A 22,863-nucleotide genomic window follows, 5' to 3' on the forward strand; every position below is an offset into this window, starting at 1 on the left:
CTAATTGTTTATCACTGAGTGATGAACCTCGTAAAAAATCCAAAAGCGAATATGTCATGATATTTAGATTAGGTGCCTCACCATGATGAAAAGTTGGCTGAAATGACACATGATCTACAGATTACAACATTAACTTATAATCGAAAGGATAGGTACATCATCCATTGGTTATCATACCTTGTAGCGGCCGAAACAAATTCATGGCGATATTTTCGTTTGAAGTTCAATATATGATGCGGGCATTTCGATTGTAAGGGAAAACATCATCTTTCTGAATAACAAATTATTGTTTTTGAACCAATTATAGCACACCCATTGATAGCAATTGAGATATATACATTTCAGAAAGAATCTGAGATATCTCTTACCTTTTTATTCTGATGAGTACTATGTACGCTCTGACCTAACCACATGAGTTATGATCTGAGTAAATTGGGACAAGAAAATTTTGAAAGACTTGCGCAAGCTTTGGTTCAGAGGTTTATTTCGCCCTCCGCTAAAATTTATGGACGGGGAAGAGACGGTGGTAGAGATGCAGTTTACATAGGTAAATCAACTTATGATAAACAATACCCAACTAACCTGGAACCTTGGGATGGTCATTGGATATTTCAAGCTAAATTCCATAATACGGATCTAAGAGGGCACCAAGATGCTCGAAGTGAATTATTAAGTGAAATTGAGCCGGAGCTAGACACGATTGTGAATGTAAATAAACTTCAATGTGATAATTATGTAATAATTACCAATGTGTCACTTACATCAGTACCCGAAAGCGGGACAAGAGATAAACTTGAAAAGCGATTTGAAGAATTAAAGCCCAAATATAAAGTCAAAAACATAGGCATCTGGAGTGCGTCCGAGATTGATGGGTTTTTGATTAATAACCCTGAACTGACTAGATCTTTTGAATCGCTGAGATCACCGTTCGACATTGCAAAGGATTTATTTCATCTGAATTATAATCTCGAAGTTTCCTGCATATCTTTAAGTATTCCTAACTTAGGAACAAAAGAGATACTTCAAAGTTTATCAAATGCACTAAACGTTCAAAAAGAGATAAATGAAGAACCTATGCCATATGTCTTTACTGATGAATTGAGTAAAATTGTAAACAGAAAAGTTCTGTTTCTGTATGGAAGATCTGGAATTGGGAAATCTCGAACAATTCTCGAGCTTACAAAGAGTTTATTAAATCAAGGAAAAACAATTTATCTGATCAATCCATTTTCTACCCAGAATAAGATCAATAACAGAAAGAGTTTGCTTTCAATTGTATCGAATATTCATAGCGATGATATACTGATATGGGATAATTTTCCTAACGATCTTGTTCATAGAAATATTAATGATGCTAGGAAAGCCTTGGATCTACTAATCTCAAAAGAATGCAATGTCATTATGTCTTTAAATCCATTTTATCCTGAATCCTATTCTGATTTGGTTAAAGAAATTCCAGAAATTGATACTTACAAGATAAGGTTCGATAAGAAAGATCTAAAGAAACTAATCCACAGTTACGGATCAGAAGTAAGTCAATTTCGGCAGGTATACGCTTCTGATATTCAGCACAAAATTGAAGAAATATCTGATATATTGTGGAAAAAGGATCCGAGTCCGATGCTAATATTAGAATATTATAGAGAATTGACAAATGTCTTGCAGAATTATCCTAGTTCTTTTGATTCAATTATTATTGCTCAAAGATTAGAAGGCTCCAAGGAATATTATAACAGGCAGTTCAAATTTTTGAAAAGTAACAGGAAATATGACAACCTTGTCCATTTTCTTTATACATTGAAAGTATGCTATGAATTAGGGATAAGTAGAGGATTAGACCAATTGGAGATACTGCAATCGAAGATATTCAAAACATCTCCCCCTCCTGAACCATTGGACTCGCTTAATAACTGGCTATATTTATCTGGTCAATATTATTCATTACATGACATAGCTAGGGATTCGATCAATTTCAATCCAGACAATAATCTCAAGTTGACGTATTATATTAAAAACAACCCAAATTTAATAACAGAAAATGACAATACTCTCTATTTAGGAGGGATCTTTATTGGCAGAAACATACAGTATCTGTATTCGGGACCATCTAATCCACTATTACCTACTAATTTTGATATCTTGACTAATAAGGCAAATGCTATCAAATCAAAACAATCCGATCTAATCAAATGGCTTAATGAAAACAAAATTGGAATGGGCGATCCGAGATTGACTCGTGCAATGGTGGAATCTGTCAATCGTGATAAAGACTATTTTGGGCTTGGACTAGGAACAGGTCTTGGCCAATCTTTTATTGCCTTTGATCAAACCCTAAAATCTGATATGTGGAACAATCTGACTAAATTGTTCGAGGAATATCCAGAAGTTGCTTATGGATTTGGAAAGGAGGCCGGGAATGTATTTAAAAACATTGAAAATGAATATCGATGTTCTCTCTGGGATAAATTTATAGAAACGTGTAATAGAAACGGCGATTTTGCATTAGGCTTGGGAGAATCTATTAGCAATATATTAGAATTTTTAGACGAAAAAGATCTGACCAAAATCCGAATATTGATTAGCAATAATATGGAATTTATTTCAATTTTTCCCATTTCGCTAATGCAGCGGATCCTGTTAACAGAAACTAGTTATTTCAAAGATCCGTTAGTTTCCTTATTGGCCAAGGATAATAAAATAGCAAAGACATTTTCAGATATCTTCCACATAACCTATGAAGGCCTGAGTCCTGAATTACAAATGAAGATATTTAAAGAAATAGAGAACTGTAAATTACTATCTTATATACGATTAAACGATCTACATTGCAGTTTCTGTAAACAATTCATCTCTCCAGAAGAGTATCACGAGCATATGACTATCAGTCATCCCAAAATAATAGCAGAAATAAAGAGGACGGAAGGACAGTATGAAAAATGTAAATTTTGTGATGCTACATTAAAAAATGAAATTAATGAAACCCTTAGGCATTTTGGGGAAAACCACTATGATGTGATGCCTTCGCATATGAAGACAATCTATGAGAAATGGAAAATGGCGGGGTTCCCCGAACTAGATTCTGAAAGATGAAGAGATCCACTGTTGCAGTTAGATAGATGATGCAAGTCTATTTGCGTGACGGTTTCAGGCCGCAGAAAATTTGGATGAAATGACATGTGATCTACAGATTACAACTATACTTACTATCACAACGAATGATCCAATTATTCTCTCTATTATCATGGCGTTTGCAGAGGCCGAAACAAATAAAAGAACAGATCTTAAATTTGAGTTGATAGTTACCAATGATGAGTAAATATCAAGCGAGCCTGATGAAGTAATAATTCCTGCAAAACCTGACTTAACTCCACCACCAAATGAAGAACCAAAGACGATTAGCGACCTTATCAAAAGTATAATTCAGAATCCATTAGACATAACAAACACTATTGAATCTGCAAACGAGGTTAGAGACATTCTAACAGATGACAACCAAGACAATGATCAACTAGCTTGTGAACTTTTGGATTCAGGAGATGAATATTCATAAACTCTTCGAGAAATATTGAATTGTTAGACATAATAATCATAAAAATGAAGATGGGTATAAACGGTATGAACATGATGCAAGACAATGATGCTAATGTAAACAAATAGCTTACTCGATAATAAACTAAATTTATCAGGTTATAGATCTTATTTATTATTCAACCAGTATAACTAAAATCGAGCTCACAACTAATTTGTAACAGCAAGGCTAAGCGATTTCTCTTTCAATGATGGTTTTATTTTAGAAAATGAAATAGGTTTATTATTCGTCCTCAATATCTGAGAGTGGAACATGATTATATTCCTGAATATTAGAATAAATTATTACCTCTATAGGATCATATTCATTTAGACAATATATTTCCTCAATTCTCTTGTTTTCCAATCCAAATACCTTTTTTAAGATCCATATTTGAGAAACGAATTCTAGAATCTTGGCCATGTATAACCACTTATATGGATGAATCTGGGTATGCTCTGTTAAAGAATGGCCAATGATATTTCTGTATCTAGATGCTATACCTGCAAAATTATCAATTGTTATTCGTCTAATTAAATACATAAAACTTAATTTTAATTCACAGTTTTTATTAATATTTTGAAGTAACTCCTTATACATGCTCTCTCTTTCATCTTTAGTTTTGTTCATGTCTATTTCGGATTTTGCTTTAATCACCTTAACCAGCTCGTTCTTCATTTCAGTCTTTAGGTCTAGAGTTATGCTCTTTGGATCATCTATAGTTACGAAAGATAGTAAGGGGTTTTGAACAGTAATAAGTTTCCAAAAGGGATCAAATAGCTCAGTGAATCTTTCTTTCAAAGATAAGCTTGTCTTGCCTTTTTTGTTCCTTAGATATTTCTTATTTTTGGGACTTAACTCCATATCTGGAGTTTCAATATAAGTATAATTTTTTCTGTTAACCTTTTCCGCATAAATAAGAGATGACGACTCATTAAACACATATGTATTATGAAAGGCTTCAAGGAAACTTGCTAACTTAAACACTCGAAGTTCAAATGTAGTTGTCTCATACATATAGTTAAAATAAAAGGAATAAATGACTCTGTCCTGTGCAAAATGGAACCAATTTTTTAAAAATTTCTCTACCTCCGCTTGATATTTGTCAAATCTAATAAGAACCGATTTCGTATTGTCGCATTTATTCATTCTAGATGATACAAAGGATTTGAACTGTATGTCAATTACTTTGTTCTCAATATCATTGTTAATTATTCCATACAGAGTATGAACCAACACATTATTGTCGGTTATAATAAAATTCAAAAAATCTTGAATGATTTTTTTTATGTAGAACCATTGATGTAGGGATTTGCTTCCCTTTTTTGAAATTACTTTAACATATACATTATAAAAATTGTCAATAGTTAACTCATCCCTTTGTCTTATAGGCTGGCCATTCAAGAACTGTATTTCGATTTCTTCACTAACATCAAACCTAATAATTGAATTGTCTTTAGAAAAGTCACTATATATTATCATATGCGATGAAATCCATTTTGCGACATTTGTAAAATTAATGATCAGAGCATCAAACTTTATCTCTGCCAAGGAACTAAATAATTTTCCATATAAAACCAAGAATATGTTAAAACTTAAATTCATAGAATTATTGCCCATCATCCTGGAATATTCTGACAAACTTCCTTTTAACGTAAAAAGTTCATTGTCTTTGGATTTGCCATGAATAATGACAAAGGGCTGGTTTTTTAAGAAAGATACATCTCCTATAAAACTATTGTTTGAAGTTTGCAAAAGGAGTACCCCATTCTCTATTTTTCCGTCAAATATTATATTAGTGTCTCTTGGAAACCAGAAAATTCCTTCGATATTTGTTATAAGATTACTATACTCTATCAAGAATAACTAACTTCATAGCCTTGTATGCAAGTATTAACCTTAACCAGATCATATATATAGATAAATCAACGAACGAGTACTTCATTCCAAATACTACATACAACGATGAACCCAAATTCTTAGTCAAATTTTTAACGGGCCCGTGGGGATTCGAACCCCAGACAGCCGGATTTCTTTCTATTAATAGTTAAAAGTCCGGTACTCTACCTGGCTGAGCTACGGGCCCATTACCTTTCTATATAAAACTAGTATAATTTAATTTTATAGATTAATGACAGGTAGACTGACCCCAGTCACAATACCTCTATAAACCAAGTACGAAAGCAAGAAAAACAACCAAAAAAGGTACAAATTGTCTGAAAAAAAATAATCGATAAATATTTTTGAGAATTATACTATTCAATAAAAGCAGTAACAAGTATCCAAACTATGATATAATTAATTTCAATTATACATTCTGATTATAATGAGTAACATAACAAAAACCCACAAAGTTGGACTTTTTGCAATGTTTATTGCAGCAGCTCTTATCGGTTCAGTAATAGCCTTCGACGATAACATGGCATATGCAGGTGGAAAGAAGAAATCTAACGATGCAGAACAAGAAATTGAACAAGGACAATCAAATGAACAATCAGGACAATGTGTCACTGGAACAATATCATTAATTAACTGCAACAACGTAGGATTACAACTTCAAGGTAACGACGGCAACTTAGCCTTAGGCCAACAATAAACTCTTTTTTTTGTCTATCTAACTTTTAATATATCATTCACTTCTTGTATACTACTTTATCTAAATAATTCTTTAATATTCTGATTATTTGTGAATAGTTTCCTTAGAGTTTCGTCATAAAAATTCTATAACAATCCGTTTATACAAGTTCCTGTTCAAAAATTTTTAAAATTAATCAAAAAAAAAAATTCACAACAACTCGTAACAAAGGAGGAACATCTTTCGTTGAGCAAGCAGGCAGGCACATATCATCCTAGCAATGGACAATTAAACCCCACGCTTATTTCAACCGTAATTGTGTGATTAGCATATTTTTATTACGTTATCCTTAATTTATGCAAGTAAATTTAAAAAATAAAGAGATACAAACTTCTAATACATAAATATGCTACAATATTTCATATAAAAATGATAGTAACAAGTATCCAAACTATGATATAATTAATTTCAATTATACATTCTGATTATAATGAGTAACATAACAAAAACCCACAAAGTTGGACTTTTTGCAGTGATGTTTATTGCAGCAGCTCTTATCGGTTCAGTAATAGCCTTTGGCGACAACATGGCATTTGCAACCAAAAAACACAATGACTCAGAACAAGAAATCGAACAAGACCAAGAGAATGAACAGAATGCACAATGTGTATCTGGAGATTTTACTTTAGCTGGATGTAACAACGTAGGTTTAATGTTCCAATTCCAAGACGGTAACATAGCCGCAGGACAACAATAAACTCTTTTTTCCTTTTTGTAATTCTAAAATCAATATATTATCTCAACAATAGAAAAAATCAATTAGTAGTTTTTACCCTGTCAAATAGTAGCTCCCCAAGTAACCATTTTAGTGAAACTATATTGTGATCCGCCATTCTATTATTGCACGTTTGTAAAACCAAACTGTTATGATCCTTTGCCTCGAGATTCTCAAATTCTTTTGATCTAATATGGAATTTTTCTTCACGGTAAAATACAGTTGAACCCGTACCATCAATATACATAATAAAAGAAACATTCGAATTGTATTTTTCAATAATACAAATATTGTGTTTTTTATCTTTAAGCAGGTTTTTTTGTGAATTATTCTTGTGTTCAAAATTCAAGACACTCATACAATATTCTAATAGTGGAATCATTTTTCGTATAAAATTTTTAAAAATGCTTGTTTCACTTGGACAAATACCGTAGTCGGTATCAGACCACTTAAAAAAATAAGAACCCATTCGTACTGTAGGTTTTAAAGAATAGTCACGATTAACCTCATTTGTCAACTACGAAGGCATCTCCATAATAAAAGTCAAAATGATATGAACATTTGTACGGCTAATCACCATAAAATGTGTTATATAGCTATCTTGTAATAATAGCTTCCGAAAACCATTTGGGAATCATTTCTTTCCCGTTTTTTAATAAAAACGAAACACTGCTATCAAGAATATACGTATTAGCATAATCATCAGCATTTCTAACACTTCTTCCATATGCTTGTATTAGTCGAAGTATCGTATTCCATTCATACCACTTTGGATTACGCTGTTTTAGTACCGAGACTTTCTTATCAGTTAAATCAGGATATGGAACTTTTACTATTACTTGGAATCTAGAAAGATCGTCTTTAAGGTCCACTCCTAAAAACATGGATGGAGATATGAGGACTGTTGGTTTTGCACTTTGAGTATGTTTTAGTATCATTTCATTTCTATCAAACTTTGGATTGGTTTCAATGAGTCTTGATAAATTTTCCTTGGACAAGTTATTCTTGATAAACTGAACCTGTGAATATGACGTTGTATGAATTATGCCCTTGTCATTCTTATGTACAGAAAGAAGATTATCAAGCACTTTTACTATATTTGGCAAAGACTCAGTCATGGTTCTTGCATTTAGCCAAGCTACATTCATCAGATATATGGGTCTATTTTTGATTGGGAAATCAGAATTTTCAACTCGTATAAACTTTACATCATCGTTCTTTAATCCCACCGCCTTGCACAGGTTTTCTTTACTTAAGATAGTAGCGCTCATCAATAATGAAACGGAACCTTTATCAAAAATGTCTGTAAAATAACTTGATACCACCAGTGGTTCTAATTTAATTCTTGAAAGTTTATTGTCTATTTCATTTTTAGTAATGTTTGTAACTAACCAATTTTCCTTGTTAATGCGTAAATCCTCTAAAAAAGTAAGCAAATTTTTTTCATAATTGATGGCGTCGATAAGATTCTTTTCGCTAATATGCATGTCCTGATTGTTGTCACCTGATCCCAAAATATTTGCGGATTTCTCAACATAACTAGTAAATTGTTCTTTTAATCCTCCACAAAAATCTATCCATGTTTCGACGTCGGTCTGTTTATTATCAGGTAAATTTATTTTTGGAAAGAACCTGATTAAAGAATCTTTACTAAATACAATATTTTTGAACGAAGATACTTCAGATTCTAACGTATGAGCTTCATCTAAGATCAAAAGCTTTCTTTTGTTTACACCAGATGAATAAAAGAGATCAGATAGAAAATATTTGTAATTATAGATAGTATGACTAGATTTTATTGAAATCCATTTTTGATGATAATAATGACAAGGCTGCCACTCGATTTTAACAAGCTGGGAATGTTCTTTTGCTTTGTCATAATATTTTTTTAACGCGAATTTGTTTATATCCACGTTCTCATAAATGGTACCTTCAGATTTTACATCATAATCACTCATTCTAGTCTTATAGAGACAATCAAAATCATCATCCTTCAGGCAAGGTCCATATTCGCAACTTTCTCTTATGCCCATGTCCTCTTTAACGATGCATGGAAAATTATTTCGACCTTTAACTTCAGAAAGATATGGAAAATCTCTATTATACTGGGTTTGAAGGTCCTTAGTTGAGGTGCAGATATGAGAACTGCCCAGAAACCGTGCTAGCGTTACTGCAACCGCACTCTTTCCGAATCCCGTTGGTGCTTCTAAAAATATGAATTTGTAATCAGATTTGAGTGCTTGATCAAGTTCACCAAGTACATTATCCTGGTTTGGACGTACATAATCTAGAGGGAAAAAACTTCGCATAGACATAACAGGGGATGATTATCTGTAGACAAACGGATTATTAAAGCGTAACCTAAAAATAATGCAAGAAATGATTCGATTTGTTTGGGCAGGACAGACAAGTAATAGATATAATTCATTCCATGATTCCATGGCCCATAATCCGCATACCCTTTGAATCCGGTTTAAATAAAATGCACAAATCCTTCTTTACAAATGCTAGTGGTTTTTCAAATGAAATCGATAAAATTGAATCAGGCATTACCTTTATTTTCACAGTCCTTATCTGAAGGCCTACACTCATCATATAATTCTGTGTTTCAGATATTTCTTCCTTAAAGTATGGATTCTTGATAAACCTTAATTGAAAGTCAGCTGCTGCTATCTTAGCAAACCCTGGAGATGTAATAACATCTCCTCTTGATATATCCTTAGCAGATGCACCCTTAATTGCCAGACCTACACGTGAATTTTTCTTTGAGATATTCACTGGATCATCATGCATTTGAATGGATTTGATAACCACAGTTTTGCTTGATGGGCTTAAAACTAACTCATCATAAGTTTTAATTTCCCCCTGTTTCACGGTTCCCAGAACTACTGTACCTACTCCCTTAACGTCAAACACATGATCTACTACAATACAGGCTTTAGGAGGTTGGAGACTTTCATCTCCTTTAACTTCTAAATCCGTTTCTGTTTCTTTTTCTGTTTCTGTTTTTGATTCCATTTCAGCTATCCTGTTTTTCAGTTGTTCTAAACTATCCAGTATTTGAAATGATGATAAGCCAGTATTCTTCATGATATTTTTTACTTTTTCAACGTCGATCTCATAACCATATATAATAAAACCATTCTTTATGCCAAAAATATCAACCGCTATAAGCTGTTCGCCAAGAAAAGAATCGAGTTTGGAGATATTAATGATAGCATAGTTAGACATTGCTATTGACTGTAGAAGAGGCTGAAGTTTTTCAGGATAAGTATTAGGGAAACAATAAGAGATGATTTTATCATTAGTTTTTCTGTCATAGATGGTGATATCACTTGAAGTCCCTTTTTTCCCCAACTCATTCGCAATTGTTGTATCCCCTAGTAAAACAAAATTAAAACTATTCAAAACTTTTGATTAGTATAGTTTTTTTTAAATAAAATCGTTGCTTTTAGATCAAATAATGATCAAATAACCCACAAATTGGAACATTATAATGCATTGCTTTTTATATAGTACAGTCACATATAGAAATCCTGAGCTGAATATATTAATTGGTTAGTTTTGAAGAACTTGGTATTGAAAAATCTATAGTTAAAGCATTGAAAGAAACAGGAATCGAACAACCATTTCCTATTCAAGAATCAATAATTCCACTTATTTTAAAAGGAGAAGATGTTATTGGTAGATCGAATACAGGAACTGGTAAAACAGCCGCATTCGTACTACCTATGTTGAGTAAGTTAAATCCGAAAAATTTTCTACAAGGACTAATTTTAGTTCCTACCAGAGAATTGGCTATACAAATTACAAGCACTATAAATCAACTTGTAAAATATAGCAACCTGAGGTCCGTTGCAATCTATGGCGGGCAGAATTTCCAAATGCAGAGGAAAATACTCAATAAAGGTGTAAATATCGTAGTTGCAACCCCAGGAAGACTCTTGGATCACATGAATCAAGGAACTATTACGTTAAGCAAGATTAATTTCCTTGTCCTTGATGAAGCAGATAGAATGTTAGATATGGGTTTTATTGATGATATCAAAGAAATCCTTTCTTATATCGATAGTAAAAAGCAAATTTGCCTTTTCTCTGCAACGATGCCGGACTCCATTATGCAACTTGCCAAAGAACAAATGCATAATCCGAAACAAATTAGCATTGAAAAGACAATTTCACAGGCAAACATAAATCAATCATACTTGATGCTTTACGAAAAGGACAAATTTCAACAATTAGTTAGCACTTTGAAACCTATTTCAAACAATGACGAAAGTCATATTATTGTATTTACGGCAACAAAGCAAAGGGCTAGAGATCTGACGTATAAATTAAGAAATGACGACTTTTATGTAGATAGTATTCATGGAGATTTAAATCAGAGACAAAGGGAAAGCACCCTTTCAAGATTTAGAAATAAGAAATTCAACATTCTTATCGCTACAGACGTCGCATCCAGAGGATTAGATATTACTACTGTCAGTCATATTATCAACTATGATATACCTGATGATGTAGAGACATATTTCCATAGAATAGGGAGAACAGCAAGAGCAGGAGCAAATGGTACCGCACTTTCCTTTGTTTCACAACACGACATGTTTACCCTCAGAAAAATACAAAATATTGCAGCAAACTCGCTAAAGAATTTAAACACAGAATATGGAATAGAAGTAGATTTCAAATTCAATAGTGCTCCTAGACCTAATCGCTTTAGATCAAATTATGGCAGAAGAGGATATAGTCAAAGCAGGGTTCCAGGAGAACAAAGGTCAAGGAATAACTATGACAATAGTAGCAGCAGGTATCCATCTAGGAATAACTATGACAATAGTAGCAGCAGGTATCCATCTAGAAGACTAAGTGGTATTACTAGACCACTTGGTAGAAGGAATAACTATAATAGAGATTCAGACTAAGAGGACGATAGATAGTAAATAAAAATGCATTAGACTTGATCCGCTAAGGGCAGTCATTAATGCAGCATTTTTTTCATAAATTTCTTGTTGTTAATAATCGTTTGAAAATTTATTCATTATGTCTTTTAGATAAAGTGTCAACGCTTATTCGTCTTTAAGGATGGAACAAGTATGACAAGTCATAAATTCATGAAACTAATCAAGCTTAAAAAATTCTAAAAAAAGAAAAGATTACTCTAATCTTATTCGTGATGGTCTTCGCCTAATGGAGCAATCTCATTAACGCCTATTACTACAGTAGATGTGGCTGGGAAATCAATATCCTCTGTAGAATTGCTTTGAATTGCGATATCTGTAATAGGAGTTGTTTCATCTGATGCAACATCTACATGATAAAGACAGAGTTCTCCAGGAGTAGACAATGGACCTACAAATTCTAATTCAGCTGGCTGTAAATTAGGAGCTTGACCAATTAGGACATTTACATCGGTAGAATTAGCATCGTTACAAGGTAGTTTTGCTGCAATGTGACCATTCATAATTTGATATGGTGTAGAGTCGTAAAGATGAATAAAACTGCCTTCTGGTAGGCTTTCACCTTCTAATAATATAGTTTGAGAATCTCTAGTGACTGTGTTGGCATGAGAGGTCCCATTTTCAAGTGAGTTGAAATATTCCTCTACCTCAGGTCTAGGTGTTGCATTACTTGCATTATCAGTAGCCGATCCATCAGTTGTTGTTGTATTATCAGTAGCCGATCCATCAGTTGTTGTTGGTAATAATTCTTCTTCAACTGGCACACTATCGGTTTCATTAAAATTTTGCTCTGCTGTATCTGTTACATTCAAAGCCTCAGACAAGGTTACATTTTGTTGTGCGAATACATTTCCATTAACAGAAAATATTGCTGATCCGAGTACAAAGACTACAAAAAGTGATACTTTTGTACTAGTTGATTTATTAGTCATTATTTTATATTAAAAATACTTGTATTTATGTCATTTTTAGTACAATCATCGAACTATTCACTCATCTTTTTTACATCTTTACGCCTCTTTGAGTTCACAATAAAGGATATTCCAATCAAAGCACCAAGTATTATGTAAATATAATAATAATTCAGTACAAAGGCTTGTATAAGATCATAGATTCTTTTTGCAATTGGAACTTGAACATTAACTTCGAATTCAGAGTTCAAAATATTTAGGGTGTAGAAAATATCCTTAATATCCACAAAAAGAATATACTTTCCAGGCTCATTAAAGGTATAATTAAAATCGTAATGACCTTGTCTAACCAGCGTAAAATTATTTGGATTTGAAAATACAGGCTTTCCGTCTTTAAAAATAGAAAAGGAAACAGGTAGTTCGATCAATTCATCTCCAGCTTTAGAAGTAAGACGGAAAAGAAAAGAAGTATCTTTGCCAATCATAGGTTTTGATGGATTTACTAAAAGATCTACCACGTAATTTCCAATTGATTGAGTTTGAGTGCCATTAAGACTAGCATCATTACCTCCAAAAAAAGAATGTGCAAAAGTTAATTGCTCATCGTCAAGTGGAGAGAAATAAATTATCATAAACAAAAAAAAGAAAGAGGCAAAGAACAATAACCAAATTTTTGATGTTTGAGGACGTCCAAAGATTCTGACTAGAGAAGGATTAAAATTTACAAAAGATGTTAAACCCAGAAAAAAAATATACTTAAAAAACAAAACCTTGCCAGATGAAAACATATCAATAATTGGTCAAAGTTTAATATAAATTCAATAAACTATGACCATAAAATACTTTATGGATAAAAAGAAGTTCCACATTTCTTGACAAAATAGCATTATAATATATTACACTTTGACAAACTTGAAAAAACGAGGCAAAATTTATTACGAATCAAAACCCATGATTGTAGAAAATGAGTGGATCCCCAATCAACTGACGACCATGGTTTGATATGTCAAAGATATCAGTCAAGTTTGAGAATTCAAGAATTTAATATGTCTGATTGCATATGATGAGTATATTGACAAACGAGTTTCAACCACCACAAGATAAACCCAAAAAAACAGTCCAAGAATCAGAAGCTGAGACGACAATAGTAATGCTGCCTTCCGATGCTAACCCGCTTGGAAATGTTTTTGGCGGAATGATTTTAAAATATGTGGATCTGTTGGCCGGTCTAGTGGCAAAGAGACATGCAGGTCATGCAAATATTGTAACAGCAAGCATAGATAGCATGACATTTCTAAAACCAGTGTATATTGGAAATGCTTTGATTTTAAAGGCAAGAATAAATTACGTTAGAAGAAGTTCTATGGAAGCTGAGGTAAAAATAGTAGCAGAAGATCTAAACAGTTCCCTAAAGGTTCACACCGGCACTGCATATGTAACCCTAGTAGCACTAGACGAAAAAGGAAAGCCTACAGAGGTTCCTCAATTACGATTGAGAGATGAGGATGAAAAAAGAAGATTTTTAGAAGGACAGACCAGAATGGAAACGAGGCTAAAGAATCGGAAAAGGTAATACAAAACATGAGTTTAACGATTCTCACTACGAGTTTTGTCAGAATGGTCCTCCCATTTCATAGAAGGATAACAATAAACAATTAAACAATCCAACAGTATTATATCAACTAAACCCAAACAAACCCAAAACCATCATCTTTAACTATCATTACAACATTGAAAACCTAAAATAACAAAGATTGCTATGGTCCAAAAACATGTCGACAAGTGGTATTAAAGGAGTTTTTAATTATGTAAATCGATACGACCTAATCAAAGGTAATTGAGAAGAGACAGGAGCCTTCATGAATTAAATGTAGTATAGAACAGATTTTTGTTTGATTTACTGACCGTAAATGTGTATATGTTATCTTTTACCTTGAATTGAGGACGTACCAATAATTAAAATATATAAGAAAATGGATAGAAACTGTTACCGGATCTGATTGGATCAGTCTATTCACAATTATTTATTTCAACTCAAAACCTTTGATTCATCAAGAGGATAAACATACACATTAGCTTTCTCAACGTCTATTTTTATGGAATTCAGCAGTATGGAACCCTTCAATTCTGATTTGTCTACTCCCCAACCTTTTTTCCCCAGGATACAGGTATCGTCTATGTCATAGTTAAGAGTAACAGGATTAAAAGGCTCCAATGTTATTCTTTCTTCACCTAATAATCCTTCTGCCCTTATAGATTCAGACATGTGTCTGCCTCCGTCATTTAACAAATACCTAACACCATACTTTTCTCTGAGGATCCAAAGTCCTTTATGCATATCAAATTCTTTTCCTGTATCAATGTAAGTGATAAGGCTGGATTCCTTGATGATCTTTGAAAGATAGGCATAAACCGTACTGGTAGTAAGTATGATTACCTTTTGATTGTTTTTCTGGTTCAACATTGCTATCTTATTTTTTTCATAAAATTCAACCAAACGTGATTCGACAATGCTTTCTAGTGAACGGACGGAAACGATAAAATAAAAATTATCAGGGTGGACAAGTTTCCTTGAAAGGTTCAAAAGGTCACTATACAAGGCTGGATGCTGATCCTCTAAGTGCTTTCCAAAAAAATCCCAAGACCAAATTTGGCCGTAGTTCTCCATCATGTTATTTACGGTAACCATTATAGCCTGATTTCCTACAATCATACGATGTAAAGAAGCAAATATGTTATCACCTAACTTTCTACTCCCTCCTGTAAGTAACGTAACACCCCCTCCTCTTAATCCAAGAAGCTTGAAAATAAAAACTCCACTATTAGGCGAAAAAGCTTCAGCTGCAATAAAACTTGTAGATTGATATGGCACACTCATCTTACTGACGAATTCATCCGAAGCACCAATTACTATGTAGGGAATTATTTTAGATAGATGACTACATTTTAGATCCTTATAAGTATCGTATATTTTGATACCTCTTTTCTTATAATGAGTAGAAGTATCATGATCTAATAGATTATTTTCTGCTAACAGCATGAGCTTATCAAAGTAATCCTTTTTGATCGAATCAGAATCCATCATGTTCTTTAAGCAAAAAACACAATAATAAGTACACACTTGAATATTCATCCTTGAATTTTTGAAATATTCTTTCCATGATCTAAAATCTCAATCACCCGATTCGAATGTCAAAACACAAGAAGTTCTAGTGCGTGTTTAGAATCTGACCCTCTTAGTATTATAGATATTTCTCGTTTGTTAGAATATTCATGAATAGTGTGACAGCAATAATGAAAAGCAGTGTTAGATTTTCCCTGATGTGGGGAACAATCAAAATTGGAAAGTATTTCCACTTGTAGAAATATTCTTTTACTATATTATTTTGACATAATCTAATCTAATATGATGTTTACAAAATCAATTCTTTAAATGAGGAGGAATGACCCAGATCTAGTTAAGGAGGTTGCAAGCTGCAATCTACAGAAATATCAAGAGAAAGGGTTCAAACTTTGAATATCACAATGGTTACGTTTAAGAAATGAAATCATTGTGTGACGGGCACTGAGTAGGGTCAAAAACAACAACTAAGTTAAAAAAATTAGCTGTTGTAGTTGCTGGCGCAATCTACAATTTCACCAGTGGACAAATAATCTCCATTGTCATATGCTCGTTCGAAGCAGGTAGTAAGCAATAATTTGCGCTCTTGTTTATTCACAGTGTTTTCGTTGTATACTTTTGCATCTTTGTCGTTATCATTGTTATCATTATCGTTGTTATTGTCTTTTGCATCTTTGTCGTTATCATTGTTATCATTATCGTTGTTATTGTCTTTTGCATCTTTGTCGTTATCATTGTTATCATTATCGTTGTTATTGTCTTTTGCATCTTTGTCGTTATCATTGTTATCATTATCGTTGTTATTGTCTTTTGCATCTTTGTCGTTATCATTGTTATCATTATCGTTGTTATTGTCTTTTGCATCTTTGTCGTTATCATTGTTATCATTATCGTTGTTATTGTCTTTTGCATCTTTGTCGTTATCATTGTTATCATCATTTACATTTACATTCATATTGTTAGTATCAATAGGATTGCTATTATTTGTAACAAATGAAGAGGATTGTACAGGAGTGTAGCTGCCAGTGTTAGAATTTGTATCCACGACTCGAACTACACCTACACCAGAACCATCTTTCACCCCTGTTTGAGGACCATCAGTTGACGTTAAACCTTGACTTTGGCTACTTGGTGTAGAAGGAGACATTGATGATGGACTATTGCTACTGCTACTACTCATGCCACTACCACTATTGTTACAATTTTCAGCTGAAGAAGCTGTGTACACATAACTTGTCATGAAATTCACTACACAATCAGCATTTTGCATGGCAGAGTCTTTATTAGGATCATTTGGGGATGTATACATTTGAAAGTTATTGTTATAATTTACCAGATCACCTGTAGCAGCATTAACCAATTTGATTGACGAAAAGTTAACTGAACTTATAACTAATAATAAGAAAATTGCAGATATGAAACCCGAAGTTAATTTATTGTAATACATTGTTATGATTTTTTAGTAGATATTCTTTATGAGGATTGTTTTTAATAATTATGTACTTATTTTTTTCTCAATACTATAATTCAATTCTAGTAGAAGATTAGTTGGCTTTGATTTATCTTACTGTCTTAATAGTTATTGTAGATCAAAAAGTAAATATTCAAATAATAAACAAATGAAAAAAAACTAATGACAATAAAATTATTGGGAATTGCAGGAAGTATGAGGAGCAATTCCTATAGTTTTAAAGCATTGGAACACGCTTTAAAAATAGCTAAGAATAATTATAATGCAGAGATTAATTTATTTGACCTCAGGAAAAATAGATTGCCTATTTATGAACCAAATTTAAATCATGATCATATTCAAACAGCAGAAAAAGAAAGCTTACAAATGGCAAATACCCTAGTCAAATGGGCAGATGCGATTATTTTGACTTCCCCCGATTATCATGGCTCAATGTCAGGAGTATTAAAGAATTTTTTAGACTATTTTTGGAAGGAATTTTCTGGAAAAACATTTGGATACATTTGTGCATCTCATGAAAAAGGCCTTACAGTAATGGAACAAATGAGGACTGCAGTAAGACAATGCTACGGTTGGAGTATGCCATATGGCATATCCACAAGCTCCGATGACTTTGATGATGCAGGCAACATAACAAACAAGAAAACATTACTAAGGATAGAAATGCTATCTAGAGATTTGGTATATTACGGAAAAGCTATTAGAAATCAATTTCTCACAGACGCCTCAAATAAAGTCAAAGAATCTTATTCATTTCTTACAGCAAATAAAGACTAAACAATAATACTAATAAAAGCATTTTATTAGTTTCTACTATAATTTAAAGACATAGAAAACAATCATATGTCTTAATGATAATTTAATCAATAATTACATACCAATTGTACAAAACCAATACAACATCTTTTTTAAAATGGGCAGGTGGAAAGAGAAGGCTAGTTACATCGTTAGACAAACTTACACCCACTAGCGTTGATAGATATTTTGAGCCTTTTTTAGGTAGTGGTGCTTTTTTCTTTCATTTAGTCCAATCAAGGAAACACTTTAAAGCTTACTTATCAGATTCAAATCCTCATTTAATCAACACGTACAGAGAAGTAAGAGATAACGTAAATGAACTGATAGAAATTCTTATGGATCACCAAATCAGTTATCATGAAAATGGAGAAAAGTATTACTATTCCGTTAGAGACAATCAAAGTAATAAAACCAATACAGAAGCAGCAGCAAAGTTTATTTTCTTGAATAAGACATGTTATAATGGATTGTACAGGGTGAACAAGATAGGAAACTTTAATGTTCCCCATGGGAGATATTTTAATCCAAAAATATGCAACAAAGAGAAGCTTATTGATTGCTCAAGTTTGCTTAATAATGAGGAGGTAAAGATTGTTTGTGATATTTATAAAAATACTACTTTAAAGTGTAAAGAAAAGGATTTTGTTTATTTGGATCCTCCCTATTTTCCAGTATCAAGAACATCAAACTTTACAGATTACACTAAAGAAAGTTTTGGAATTCAACAACACCAAGAATTGGCGAGTGAGTTTGATAGACTAGACAGCATTGGCTCTAAAGTATTGCTCTCTAATTCTAATTCAGAATATGTTAAATCATTATATAAAAAATACTGTATTTTAAAGGTGAAATCTACTAGGAGTATTAACTGCAATGCAGATAGGAGAAGTGATCACCACGACTTGATAATCTCAAATTACAATAGAAGAATAAAGGATACAGAGAAGACAGCCCATAAGTTAAACAAGCCGATGATATCAAAAATAGTAAGCGACTGATGTATTCATATATGTGTATATACGTCTTATCAATTAGTTATAAAAAATACTGAAATTCACGGGGGAAACTCAGATTAATCCTACCATACGAAGCTTTTGAGGCAAATAGGTTTCGGATAGATATTTAAATCCATGTTTAAAAAAAGCATCCAATTCACATTTTTCCTTTTTATTTAAAAAGAGATTTAGTTCTTTTTGCCATTGTTTATTTTGCATCCAAGGCTTCTTTTTCATGTCATTGGCTCTATTAATATCTTCATCACTTGCTGTCAACCGAGCAACTTCTGGAATGTTATACTGATAAATATCTGAAAACATCATTCCAAGGACCTGAGCATTTGGAGTTACCAGCCTTTCACTATCATAACTCAACGATTCACTACCAATTTTGTACCTTAAAGCAATACCTAAGCCCCAAGGATCTGCATCGGCAAAAACTACCACAGGTTTTTTCCACTGTTCATTTAGAATCTTCACCATCATTCTTGTTGCACGATCCGGTTCACCCGATCCAGTCAATAAAATAGCGTTGTATTTCTGAATAAAACCAGATTTTCTTATATTATTTAGAACAGTATCTTTTTCGACCACCATTACAAAGTCCGCCTTGACATCATCTATTTGGACATCCCCCATATTAGTAGGGATAAGTTGAGATGTAGCCCTGCTTCCAAGATTGCAATCTATAATATCACCCCCAACCCGTAATTTTATAGGGCCAGAAATCATTCCTTTAGGTTTTGAAGTTACAGAAAACTCCTCTCTCGGGATTCCAGTTAGAAGTTCGACAGCTTTTATTGCGTTATCAGAATCCTCTTGGCCTGTCCAAAATTTTTGCTTGTTTTTATCATCTCCAACATTACTAAGGGTTGCATAATACATACCTCGAATAGTACTTTCCATATCTTCATCAAGTAGTTTTTTTACCGCATTGGCCATGACCAAATATTGAGCAAAAGTGGGTATTTTCTTTACACTATCGGGACTAACTTCAACTTTTTTGTCACCTGTCGTAAGCATTCTTTTTTCATCGGACCAGACTGTATTATCATATCCTATTTTTGGTAAATCCAAGATAGGCATTTGATTTTGCTTGATTACATCGTCAGATATTTTTCTCATAATCCTTTTTATGATAGTCACAAATTCTTGTTTTTTTGCAATAGACAATAGATAGATTATTTACTTCTTTTTACCCTTATTTACCCTTTTACTATAGAAATCTATCGTTGATTGAACTTCTTTGGTTTTAGATTGATTTGGAGCATTTTTAGGGGATTTATTCATTTTTGTCCTGTTAACATTTGTTTTTATAGTGAGACTCTTGTTTTTCTTATTTGTAGTGTCCTGTTCTTTGATGATTAATTTCTTGTTTGTTCCTTTGGGTTTTTTATATTTAGTAACATTTCTTGTAGGATCAACCTTAGTTAATTTGCCAGCTAAGATAGGATCGACTTTTTTATTGTCCTTTTTCTTACTTTCTAGCTTGTTCAAGTTTGGTTTAGAAGAGACCATATTTTTGGTATCTTTGGTATCTTTGGTATCTTTGGTATCTTTGGTATCTTTGGTATCTTTGGTTTCTTTGGTCTTTTGGGTATCTTTGGTCTTTTGGGGCTCCTGTATGTCCGGCTCTAGATCTGTACCTGCAAGATCCATTTTTTCAAATGCTTGAACGGGCAAAGTAGAATCAGCAGAAGAAGCGTCGCCTATGTCTATTTGTGGTTTTTTGGATAAATGATTTTCAATCAATCTAGTAAACGATTCGTTTAATTTTGAATTTTTACTACCAAGTGATTCATTTATTGAATCGACTATGAAAGGCAGATAGTGTTTATATAATCTGATCTTATTTTCTGCCTCCTTTAATTTGAGCTCTTTTCGTATTTGTGTACTTAATTTCCTATATAGTTCCGATAGACATGATTTCATATAGTATTTCAGTTCGCCTTCTGAAGCAATGCTCTCTTTTCCGGCGGTTTTGTAAGGGATTTTGGTCGAACAAATATGGAAAAAAATATGTAATGGTAAAACCTCAATGACTCTATCTTTTTTGGATTCTTTGTTGACGGAAAATTGTTCCTTTGCTTGTTTTTTAGTGATCCCCATCTTGTTAATCTCTACTTCTGATATAACCTCTCTAGCAACGTCGGACCCTTCATCGTACAATAGAGGAATCTTATTAGCAAAACGATATAACTTGAATGATGGAATATCACCACCATAAGCCAAACCAGTTTCTACTACTGTGGGCCTATTATTTATGACACATGTTCTTGATGTATAAGTGGTAAGTACAGGCTTGAGGACTTTAACTGAAAAATTTGATTTTAATAGACTATTTTTGAATGGTGTTGGTCTTGTTTCGTCATTTTGTACTGATTCAAAAGTTGATGCAGTAACAGTATCATTGGTCACTTGAGGATTAGAATTGGTATTATTAAGAATAGGTTTTTCAGCTGTGGCAAGGGCGGGGGTGGTAGGGGAGGTGGGAGGGAAGGAGGGGACGGTAACCGTTACTCCTGTAGTATCATTCCCTTTATTTGAAACAATGGTATATTCGGACATCATTCCTATTGTGAGAACTTCTTGTCCAATAGGGCTCAAATGATCTGTATTTGGATTCTGGAATTTGGTTTTTTTGCAAATGTTTACAATTTTAATAAGATCATGCTCGCTAAAATCACCAGTAGGGGTCTTTAATGATAATCCAGTATTAGTAACAATATCCTTTGCCTTTTCATAGGAAAGCTTTTGAAAAGACGAACTTAAAATTTTTGGTAAAGACATTTTTTGAGTTTGAAATTTAGAGATCGCTTTTTTTAAGGTTTTTAGATCCATATCGGAAGGGTGGGGCAAGATTTCTTGTGCCGGATTAGGCATTATTGATGTCCTTCTATTAAATTGAAATATGCCATCATCAGTTTCAAAGGTTATAGATGAATATGGATTTACAATACTCGTTTCAGAAACATACTCATAAATTTTGTTCTTAGTAATAGGTACTAACTTTGCCCTTAAAATTACTTCTATCCTAAAACCAGATGTGTCCTGAATACGAGAGTGCTGTTTAGGCAGCAATTTTTTTGACAATACAATAGGTTTATTGGTTCCGATATCAGTTCTTAACTCAAAATAATATTCATCCTGTTCATCAATTGATTTATTCCATACTTTTATTGGAAAATCGGTATCCTTTGTAGAAAAAGCCGCCACCATTTTCAAACCAACTCCAAAGAGTCCCCTTTGCTGTTTCTCCATGTATTTGGCAGAAGTTAGAAAAGAGCAAACTGCTATAGGTAGTTTATCTGAATTTATCCCGGTTCCATTGTCTTCACACGCCAACATCCATAAATCATTAGCTTGATCAAAAATTTTTAATGAAACTTTAATAGACGGCAGAATCGAAAAACTTTCGCAAGAGTCCAAAGAGTTTTCTATCAGTTCTCTAATGGCCATGTATAAGATACGTTCACCGGTAAACCCAGCTAATGCGGAATTATCCACAAAAAATTCGGATTCTGCCTTCTTATTATAAATAATTTTATACTTTTCTAGCTTTGTTGTTGATGGAGAGCTATCCCTCTTTAATTCTTCAACTTCTACTCTTATTTTGTCTTCGGTAGAATCTAAGACGGTGGAGGCAGATTTATTCGGCATCAAATACTTTAATTAATATCTTATTTGATTT

18 protein-coding genes and 1 tRNA gene are annotated in these 22,863 nt (G+C 33.0%); 7 read left to right on the plus strand and 12 right to left on the minus strand.

Features of this window, described 5'->3' with window-relative positions:
* The first annotated feature begins 432 nt into the window (after nucleotides 1-432).
* Nucleotides 433-3,090 (plus strand): hypothetical protein, encoded by a 2,658-nt coding sequence (locus tag NMY3_RS01660; RefSeq protein WP_196817229.1) that lies wholly within the window; start codon nucleotides 433-435, stop codon nucleotides 3,088-3,090.
* 54 nt (nucleotides 3,091-3,144) lie between these two features.
* On the opposite strand, the gene NMY3_RS01665 is transcribed toward NMY3_RS01660, so the two are convergent.
* The 3 genes from NMY3_RS01665 to NMY3_RS01675 form a co-directional block, all read right to left on the minus strand.
* A complete protein-coding gene (locus NMY3_RS01665) occupies nucleotides 3,145-3,411 on the minus strand; it encodes a hypothetical protein (protein ID WP_196817230.1) in 267 nt (88 codons plus the stop codon).
* 400 nt (nucleotides 3,412-3,811) lie between these two features.
* The gene (locus NMY3_RS01670) at nucleotides 3,812-5,428 is read right to left on the minus strand and encodes a hypothetical protein (protein ID WP_196817231.1); all 1,617 of its coding nucleotides are present in this window, start codon (nucleotides 5,426-5,428) and stop codon (nucleotides 3,812-3,814) included.
* A 135-nt stretch (nucleotides 5,429-5,563) separates the two neighbouring features.
* Nucleotides 5,564-5,654 (minus strand) — tRNA-Lys (locus tag NMY3_RS01675).
* Nucleotides 5,655-5,894: 240 nt separating this feature from the next.
* On the opposite strand from NMY3_RS01675, the gene NMY3_RS01680 reads away from it, so the two are divergent.
* Together NMY3_RS01680 and NMY3_RS01685 are read left to right on the plus strand one after the other, a co-directional pair.
* The gene (locus NMY3_RS01680) at nucleotides 5,895-6,164 is read left to right on the plus strand and encodes a hypothetical protein (protein WP_196817232.1); all 270 of its coding nucleotides are present in this window, start codon (nucleotides 5,895-5,897) and stop codon (nucleotides 6,162-6,164) included.
* Between the two features lie 469 nt (nucleotides 6,165-6,633).
* Nucleotides 6,634-6,900, plus strand: coding sequence for a hypothetical protein (locus NMY3_RS01685; protein WP_196817233.1), 267 nt, complete (start codon nucleotides 6,634-6,636; stop codon nucleotides 6,898-6,900).
* A 58-nt stretch (nucleotides 6,901-6,958) separates the two neighbouring features.
* Here NMY3_RS01685 and NMY3_RS01690 read toward each other — a convergent pair whose 3' ends face one another.
* From NMY3_RS01690 to NMY3_RS01700, 3 genes are all read right to left on the minus strand, one after another.
* Nucleotides 6,959-7,435, minus strand: coding sequence for a hypothetical protein (locus tag NMY3_RS01690; protein ID WP_196817234.1), 477 nt, complete (start codon nucleotides 7,433-7,435; stop codon nucleotides 6,959-6,961).
* 79 nt (nucleotides 7,436-7,514) lie between these two features.
* Nucleotides 7,515-9,227: a helicase C-terminal domain-containing protein gene (locus NMY3_RS01695; protein ID WP_196817235.1), complete on the minus strand. Its 1,713-nt coding sequence runs from the start codon at nucleotides 9,225-9,227 to the stop codon at nucleotides 7,515-7,517.
* A gap of 115 nt (nucleotides 9,228-9,342) precedes the next feature.
* On the minus strand, nucleotides 9,343-10,326 hold the full coding sequence (locus NMY3_RS01700) for an EF-Tu/IF-2/RF-3 family GTPase (RefSeq protein WP_196817236.1): 984 nt from the start codon (nucleotides 10,324-10,326) through the stop codon (nucleotides 9,343-9,345).
* Between the two features lie 146 nt (nucleotides 10,327-10,472).
* Here NMY3_RS01700 and NMY3_RS01705 point away from each other — a divergent pair, with 146 nt between their 5' ends.
* Nucleotides 10,473-11,840: a DEAD/DEAH box helicase gene (locus tag NMY3_RS01705; RefSeq protein ID WP_196817237.1), complete on the plus strand. Its 1,368-nt coding sequence runs from the start codon at nucleotides 10,473-10,475 to the stop codon at nucleotides 11,838-11,840.
* 242 nt (nucleotides 11,841-12,082) lie between these two features.
* Here the strand turns inward: NMY3_RS01705 and NMY3_RS01710 are convergent, their stop codons facing one another.
* Nucleotides 12,083-12,808, minus strand: coding sequence for a hypothetical protein (locus NMY3_RS01710; protein ID WP_196817238.1), 726 nt, complete (start codon nucleotides 12,806-12,808; stop codon nucleotides 12,083-12,085).
* Between the two features lie 53 nt (nucleotides 12,809-12,861).
* Nucleotides 12,862-13,419: a hypothetical protein gene (locus NMY3_RS01715; RefSeq protein ID WP_231100170.1), complete on the minus strand. Its 558-nt coding sequence runs from the start codon at nucleotides 13,417-13,419 to the stop codon at nucleotides 12,862-12,864.
* A 440-nt stretch (nucleotides 13,420-13,859) separates the two neighbouring features.
* On the opposite strand from NMY3_RS01715, the gene NMY3_RS01720 reads away from it, so the two are divergent.
* Complete coding sequence (locus NMY3_RS01720; RefSeq protein ID WP_231100171.1) at nucleotides 13,860-14,360, plus strand: acyl-CoA thioesterase; 501 nt, start codon at nucleotides 13,860-13,862, stop codon at nucleotides 14,358-14,360.
* A gap of 456 nt (nucleotides 14,361-14,816) precedes the next feature.
* Here the strand turns inward: NMY3_RS01720 and NMY3_RS01725 are convergent, their stop codons facing one another.
* Nucleotides 14,817-15,872: a hypothetical protein gene (locus tag NMY3_RS01725; RefSeq protein WP_231100172.1), complete on the minus strand. Its 1,056-nt coding sequence runs from the start codon at nucleotides 15,870-15,872 to the stop codon at nucleotides 14,817-14,819.
* A 517-nt stretch (nucleotides 15,873-16,389) separates the two neighbouring features.
* Nucleotides 16,390-17,355: a hypothetical protein gene (locus NMY3_RS01730; protein WP_196817242.1), complete on the minus strand. Its 966-nt coding sequence runs from the start codon at nucleotides 17,353-17,355 to the stop codon at nucleotides 16,390-16,392.
* Nucleotides 17,356-17,541: 186 nt separating this feature from the next.
* Here NMY3_RS01730 and NMY3_RS01735 point away from each other — a divergent pair, with 186 nt between their 5' ends.
* Both NMY3_RS01735 and NMY3_RS01740 read left to right on the plus strand, forming a co-directional pair.
* On the plus strand, nucleotides 17,542-18,156 hold the full coding sequence (locus NMY3_RS01735; RefSeq protein WP_196817243.1) for an NADPH-dependent FMN reductase: 615 nt from the start codon (nucleotides 17,542-17,544) through the stop codon (nucleotides 18,154-18,156).
* 104 nt (nucleotides 18,157-18,260) lie between these two features.
* Complete coding sequence (locus tag NMY3_RS01740) at nucleotides 18,261-19,175, plus strand: DNA adenine methylase (protein WP_196817244.1); 915 nt, start codon at nucleotides 18,261-18,263, stop codon at nucleotides 19,173-19,175.
* A 69-nt stretch (nucleotides 19,176-19,244) separates the two neighbouring features.
* Here NMY3_RS01740 and NMY3_RS01745 read toward each other — a convergent pair whose 3' ends face one another.
* Together NMY3_RS01745 and NMY3_RS01750 are read right to left on the minus strand one after the other, a co-directional pair.
* Nucleotides 19,245-20,345, minus strand: a complete 1,101-nt coding sequence (locus NMY3_RS01745; protein WP_196817245.1) for a DNA topoisomerase IV subunit A — start codon at nucleotides 20,343-20,345, stop codon at nucleotides 19,245-19,247.
* 12 nt (nucleotides 20,346-20,357) lie between these two features.
* Entirely contained in the window at nucleotides 20,358-22,832 is a 2,475-nt protein-coding gene (locus tag NMY3_RS01750; RefSeq protein WP_196817246.1) for a DNA topoisomerase VI subunit B, read from the minus strand.
* Nucleotides 22,833-22,863 lie beyond the last annotated feature (31 nt).

The sequence above is a fragment of the Candidatus Nitrosocosmicus oleophilus genome (assembly GCF_000802205.1).
Lineage (GTDB): Archaea > Thermoproteota > Nitrososphaeria > Nitrososphaerales > Nitrososphaeraceae > Nitrosocosmicus > Nitrosocosmicus oleophilus.

Bases quoted from the DNA above. Each gene is read 5' to 3' on its own strand.
- NMY3_RS01725 (WP_231100172.1), bottom strand. From the start codon at position 15,872: ATGATGGATTCTGATTCGATCAAAAAGGATTACTTTGATAAGCTCATG.
- NMY3_RS01750 (WP_196817246.1), bottom strand. From the start codon at position 22,832: ATGCCGAATAAATCTGCCTCCACCGTCTTAGATTCTACCGAAGACAAA.
- NMY3_RS01685 (WP_196817233.1), top strand. From the start codon at position 6,634: ATGAGTAACATAACAAAAACCCACAAAGTTGGACTTTTTGCAGTGATG.
- NMY3_RS01715 (WP_231100170.1), bottom strand. From the start codon at position 13,419: ATGATAATTTATTTCTCTCCACTTGACGATGAGCAATTAACTTTTGCA.
- NMY3_RS01735 (WP_196817243.1), top strand. From the start codon at position 17,542: ATGACAATAAAATTATTGGGAATTGCAGGAAGTATGAGGAGCAATTCC.
- NMY3_RS01730 (WP_196817242.1), bottom strand. From the start codon at position 17,355: ATGTATTACAATAAATTAACTTCGGGTTTCATATCTGCAATTTTCTTA.
- NMY3_RS01710 (WP_196817238.1), bottom strand. From the start codon at position 12,808: ATGACTAATAAATCAACTAGTACAAAAGTATCACTTTTTGTAGTCTTT.
- NMY3_RS01680 (WP_196817232.1), top strand. From the start codon at position 5,895: ATGAGTAACATAACAAAAACCCACAAAGTTGGACTTTTTGCAATGTTT.
- NMY3_RS01695 (WP_196817235.1), bottom strand. From the start codon at position 9,227: ATGCGAAGTTTTTTCCCTCTAGATTATGTACGTCCAAACCAGGATAAT.